This is a genomic window from Wolbachia endosymbiont of Nasonia giraulti (assembly GCF_048054155.1).
Classification (GTDB): Bacteria; Pseudomonadota; Alphaproteobacteria; order Rickettsiales; family Anaplasmataceae; genus Wolbachia; species Wolbachia pipientis_C.
Map to the genome: position 1 here is coordinate 1 of NZ_JAFEVH010000065.1, position 5,464 is coordinate 5,464.

Annotated in this window: 5 protein-coding genes; 2 read left to right on the forward strand and 3 right to left on the reverse strand. The window is 34.3% G+C overall.

The window, feature by feature from the left end; all coding sequences use genetic code 11:
• Nucleotides 1-164: 164 nt before the first annotated feature.
• From JR312_RS05860 to JR312_RS05870, 3 genes are all read right to left on the reverse strand, one after another.
• Nucleotides 165-1,691: an acyl-CoA carboxylase subunit beta gene (locus tag JR312_RS05860; RefSeq protein ID WP_416647941.1), complete on the reverse strand. Its 1,527-nt coding sequence runs from the start codon at nt 1,689-1,691 to the stop codon at nt 165-167.
• A gap of 124 nt (nt 1,692-1,815) precedes the next feature.
• On the reverse strand, nt 1,816-2,457 hold the full coding sequence (locus JR312_RS05865; RefSeq protein ID WP_416647942.1) for a hypothetical protein: 642 nt from the start codon (nt 2,455-2,457) through the stop codon (nt 1,816-1,818).
• Nucleotides 2,450-2,641 carry a hypothetical protein gene (locus JR312_RS05870; RefSeq protein WP_416647943.1) on the reverse strand — a complete coding sequence of 64 codons (192 nt, stop codon included), beginning with the start codon at nt 2,639-2,641 and terminating at the stop codon, nt 2,450-2,452. Before JR312_RS05870 ends, JR312_RS05865 begins: the two co-directional genes overlap by 8 nt.
• Nucleotides 2,642-2,776: 135 nt before the next feature.
• On the opposite strand from JR312_RS05870, the gene der reads away from it, so the two are divergent.
• A complete protein-coding gene (gene der, locus JR312_RS05875) occupies nt 2,777-4,102 on the forward strand; it encodes a ribosome biogenesis GTPase Der (RefSeq protein WP_416647944.1) in 1,326 nt (441 codons plus the stop codon).
• A 132-nt stretch (nt 4,103-4,234) separates the two neighbouring features.
• Nucleotides 4,235-5,290 (forward strand): hypothetical protein, encoded by a 1,056-nt coding sequence (locus JR312_RS05880; protein WP_416647945.1) that lies wholly within the window; start codon nt 4,235-4,237, stop codon nt 5,288-5,290.
• Nucleotides 5,291-5,464: the final 174 nt, after the last annotated feature.

Below are 5,464 nucleotides of genomic sequence, written 5' to 3' on the forward strand. Positions count from 1 at the left end.
AAAAGGTAGAGCAAAAGTGGATTACTGCTTTGCCTAATTGGGCTTTAACTATGTCTCAACTTGATATCTTTTTTCCTGGTAGGTTAAAAATTGAGTTGAATTGAAAATGCGGTTTGACACACTTTTTTGAACGTTCCCCCTTACAATAAAGACTGAGAGGAAAGTTACAAAGGAAGATTATTATGCTTCTTCCATATTCTTTCTACTTTCTTGTTTTTAAGTAGTTCTAGTGCTTTGTGAAGGTGATACCTTGTTTTACTTGGCACTATTATATCATCAATATATCCATGTGATGCAGCAAAAAATGGATTAGCAAATTTCTCTTTATATTCTTTGATTAACGTTTGCTGGTCTTTTTCATGCCTAAATATAATTTCAACTGCACTTTCAGGTCCCATTACAGCTATTTCAGCGGTTGGCCAAGCATAATTTATATCACCTTTTAAATGCTTTGAGTTCATAACAATATATGCACCACCATACGCTTTTCTAGTGATAAGGCTAATTTTCGGCACGGTCGCTTCAGCGTAAGCGTAAAGCAGTTTCGCTCCGTGTTGTATTATATTATTGTATTCTTGATTTGTACCTGGCAGGAAACCTGGAACATCAATAAGTGTGATGATGGGAATGTTAAACGCGTCACAAAATCTTACAAACCTCGCAGCTTTTCTTGAAGAGTCAATATCCAAGCATCCTGCAAGGTGCATAGGTTGATTTGCAACAACACCAATAGTATTTCCTCCAATTCTGCCAAAGCCAATTATGATGTTACGAGCAAAATCGGGCTTTAGTTCAAAAAATTTCCTTTCATCACACACCTTTTCAATAAGTTCATATATATCATAAGGAGTGTTAGGATTGGTAGGGACTAGAGTGTTCAAAGATTCATCAACATCATCAATTAAGTCACAGATTGTTACAGGTTTTGTCAACTCTTGATTGTTTGCTGGCAAAAAGGTAAGGAATTCACGGATTTTCAGCAGCATTTCAACATCGTTATTGAACGCAAAATCTGCTACTCCTGTTTTGCTTGTATGAATTTTTGCTCCACCGAGATCTTCGTGGCTTACGTTCTCATATGTAACTTTTTTCACTACATCTGGTCCGGTTATAAACATGTATGAGCTATTTTTTACCATGAAAGTAAAATCAGTCAGTGCTGGAGAATAAACTGCCCCACCAGCACATGGACCCATGATTAGAGAGATTTGTGGTATAACGCCTGATGCATTTACATTCCTTTGAAAAATTTCTCCGTAACCAGCAAGGGAATTTACTCCCTCTTGAATTCTAGCTCCACCAGAGTCGTTTAGTCCGATAATTGGAATCCTGGCATTAATTGCCATATCCATAATTTTGCATATTTTTTTTGCATGTGATGCACCAAGTGATCCACCAAAGACAGTGAAATCCTGAGAATAAACAAAAACTTTTCTGCCATAAATAGTACCATGGCCAATTACAACTCCATCACCTAAAAAATCAGCATTTTGCATGCCAAAATCAGTTGCGTGATGCTTCACAAACTTATCATACTCTTGAAATGAATTTTCATCGAGCAATATACTCAGCCTTTCTCTAGCGGTTAGCTTTCCTTTTTCATGTTGCTTATTAACCCTATCAGGACCTCCTCCTTTTTCGGCTTCTAATGTTTTGATCTTTAGAGTTTCTAGTATTTCAGAGTCTTGCATGTAGTAAAATAACTTTCAAATTGGTTGTAAACTTTATTGAGCTTACAAATCCTATTGATTATACACATACACCGTTACTGCATGCAACGGTGTATGTGTACGATAATTAATGCGCTAGCAATTTCTATTTAATATTTTGAGAATGCTGAGACTCACTAACATTCTGTGCACTTGCACTTGTTACACCTGTTGATGGATTAATTGTTATAACTTCTCTTTCAATTCCTTGTAAGTTTGAAGCCAATGAGACCAATTTTGCTAGAGTCATGTCATTATATTTATCCATCTTCTTATTCTCATAATAGCCAATTTTTATTTTTACAGCTTTGTTTTCCTCGAAGTCCTCAGGACTTATATTATCACTTAAATCAGTACAAAATACGTTACCATTTCCACTAATATTTAAAGCAATACTGCAATCTCTATCACCCACTTTCCAGTTAAATTTAATTATACAAGACTCATTTAGTATTTGATAAAGCCTTACACCATCATCACTTTGTGAAACACGCACCAACCTTTTATCTTCTGGAGATACCAATGTAAAAGCTTCAATTTTTGGATTACTATCCTTTAAGGCTTTACCAGGAAATGAGTTACCAAATTTTAACTCACCTCTGCCTTCTTTTAACGATACCCATGCAGTAAATGATTTATCTTCTTTTCCTCTCAACCTCACATCTATAGAATCATTACCTGTATATTCAGCAATTCCTTTTCGAATTACACTCAGAAATTTCTTAGTTTCTTCATCATTGTCACTCAAAAAAAAGCTCCTTATTTGCATGTGAACGGGATGGATCATTGAGATTTTCCAATGCTTTAGCCAAAGTTATATACTCATATATACGTGTCCTGTTGTTATAAGGTGTCCCTAATTTATAAATTTTAGGAGTTAATTGAGCAACTTGATCGAAATTCATTATTAAAGTTTCATTTGCATTATGCATAGCGCCTCCAATTCTACATAATAAACTTAAGATAAAATATCCTAATTTTAGGATAGGTATATAATCTATCAAGTCAATAGTTAAACTAAAAAATTTTGATTATAATTTACTATTTATAAAATACGCTCTTAAACTATGCTGAAAATAGTCATAATAGGCCTTCCAAATGCAGGCAAGTCAACTCTTTTTAATAGGTTGGTGAGAAGAAAAGCAGCGGTGGTTAGTGACATTCCAGGAGTAACGAGAGATAGGCGTGAAGGAATTGGAAGAATTAGTGATTTAGAGTTTAAAGTTATAGATACAGGAGGATGGAATGACCAAACCAGTTTTTCACTACAAGTTATTGAACAAATAGAGCTTTCTTTATTAAGCGCAGATGTAATTTTTTTTCTTGTTGATGCAAGAGTGCAAAATGAGCAGAACAAAGAGTTTGCAAAGTGGCTGAAGAGAAAAACGAACAAACCTGTAATACTAATAGCAAACAAATGCGAAAGTCATAAATCGGAAAACGTTGATTATTTGCAGTTCTTCAACTTCATAGGTCCGGTGTACATCTCAGCCGAACATAATCTTGGTATGATTGATCTTTATGATGCATTAGCTAGTGTTATTGAAGGTCTTAGCGAAGGCACTGAGCTGCCTGAAAGTGAGTCCATTAGACTGAGGGTTGCAATCATCGGTCGCCCAAACGTTGGAAAATCAACTTTTTTAAACAGTTTACTTGCAGAAAATAGACTAATAGTAAGCTCAGAACCCGGTACCACGCGTGACTCTGTGGATATTTCATACGACCATAATGGGAAATTAATCACTCTCATCGACACTGCGGGAATCCGCAGAAAGGCAAATGTTGTTGATAACTTAGAATCAAGATTTGTTGAAAAAAGTATAGAGTCAATAAAGCGCTCTCATGTAGTGATTTTAATGTTAGATTCCTTGCTTGGCATTGAGCAGCAGGATTTATCAATTGCTGAAGCTGCAATTAAAGGGGGGAAGGGAATTATCATTGTTTTAAATAAGTGGGATTTAATAGGTAAGGATGACAGAAGTAAGTTAATAAAATTTGTCAAACAACAGGAAGTGACTCGGTTATTTTTGGAAGTGCCAACTGTAACAATTTCTGCATTGAAAGGTATGCGCTGTGGTGATGTGATAGATAAGTGTCTTGAAGTGAGTGAATCCTTAAACAAGAAGATCAGCACTGCAAAACTGAATAATTGGCTAATAGATGCCGTGGAAAAACATTCTCACCCACTTATAAAAGGTAGAGCAATTAAAATGAAGTATATTGCTCAAATTGGCACAAAACCTCCAGCTTTTTCTTTGGTATGCAACGTCCCGGAAAGTGTTGATGAGAGTTATAAACGTTATTTGACTAATGGTCTTAGAAAAAACTTCTTTGTTGAAGGTGTACCAGTTAGATTGCTTTTGAAAAAGAATAAAAACCCCTATGTAAAGTAGATAATCTTGTTTTACTAATAATATACTTTTTTATCTTAGTAATATTATTAATAAGTAAATAATATTACTTAAATAAGTAGTTGATAAATTAATATTATATAGTAAAGTATTAACTTATTTAGTACTTTTGCTATGAATTATAAAGGACAAGATTTAAGGCCTGGATCTCCACATACTTTCACAGTTGATACACCTTTAGTATTTCAGTGGCTTCCAAAAAGATATGGATACCCGATTCCAGAAAAATATTTGGAAAGATTGAGCAATTGGGCAAAAAGGGAAGATACGCGTGTAGTGAAATTAGTAATAAATGGATCTGGTTTTACTCCTGAGCAACGCAAAGAGTTGGAGAATAAAATATCAAACAGAAAATTTAACCCAAACAAAAATATAGAACTTATAGATTTTAATGAGCTGGATTTAGGAGAGTATGAATTCAGCTTTCACTTACAACCAAATAAGAAAACAGAACTATCTAAATGTCCTTTATACAATGTATCTCAATATTTCAAAGATCTATACTCTATTCCAGAAAGTAAAAGATTATCTTTTGGTGTTGAGATAGACACTATGCGTATATTTATGTTGTTAGCACTGAAGTCTCCTATGATCTATTTTGATTTTGATATCTTACCTAAAGAAGATAAGAAAGTTGGTGAGATTCAGGCTGTGCATGGCTTTTTGGTTGCTGAAAATGACAGAAAAGGTTATGACTATGATGGTATAGCAAGTATTGAAAATGCTATCATTGCTCTAAGCGATGCTGGTAGAGTAAAAATTATGGAAATTTACAATGAAGTAAAGAATAAGTTTCAAAAAGATTATCCTTTGTTTAAGTTATCAGAACATGAGATTTACAAAATTATGGAAGAGATAGTATATTTCACTCTTTCTAATGACGTTCTTCTTCTTATATCTAGCTATCAAGATTCTAACAAACGTTACAATAGACGTTTGGAAGAAGCAAGATTGCTTATGCAAGAAACATTTGGGTTTAAAACCAATGGAGGAGAAGTTGATGTTCAATGTGACAATAGCTGGACGAAAAACAAGGATGAATTGTATACCAAAGAAGAAATTGCAAAAATAGATAGTGATACTAGAGTTGCAACTGATATGAAAGGGCTGATTACTGAACCAATATACAACGGCGAGCATATGTATAGAGGTGTAAAAGTAGTAACATAGTACTTAGTGTTCTATCGTTACATGAAACGTCGTCGGGAACGTTCAAAAAAGTGTGTCAAACCGCATTTTCAATTCAACTCAATTTTTAACCTACCAGGAAAAAAGATATCAAGTTGAGACATAGTTAAAGCCCAATTAGGCAAAGCAGTAATCCACTTTTGCTCTACCTTTCTT

Excerpts from the sequence above, each read along its gene's own strand:
- JR312_RS05860 (WP_416647941.1), bottom strand. The coding sequence starts at position 1,691 with ATGCAAGACTCTGAAATACTAGAAACTCTAAAGATCAAAACATTAGAA.
- JR312_RS05870 (WP_416647943.1), bottom strand. The coding sequence starts at position 2,641 with ATGCATAATGCAAATGAAACTTTAATAATGAATTTCGATCAAGTTGCT.
- der (WP_416647944.1), top strand. The coding sequence starts at position 2,777 with ATGCTGAAAATAGTCATAATAGGCCTTCCAAATGCAGGCAAGTCAACT.
- JR312_RS05880 (WP_416647945.1), top strand. The coding sequence starts at position 4,235 with ATGAATTATAAAGGACAAGATTTAAGGCCTGGATCTCCACATACTTTC.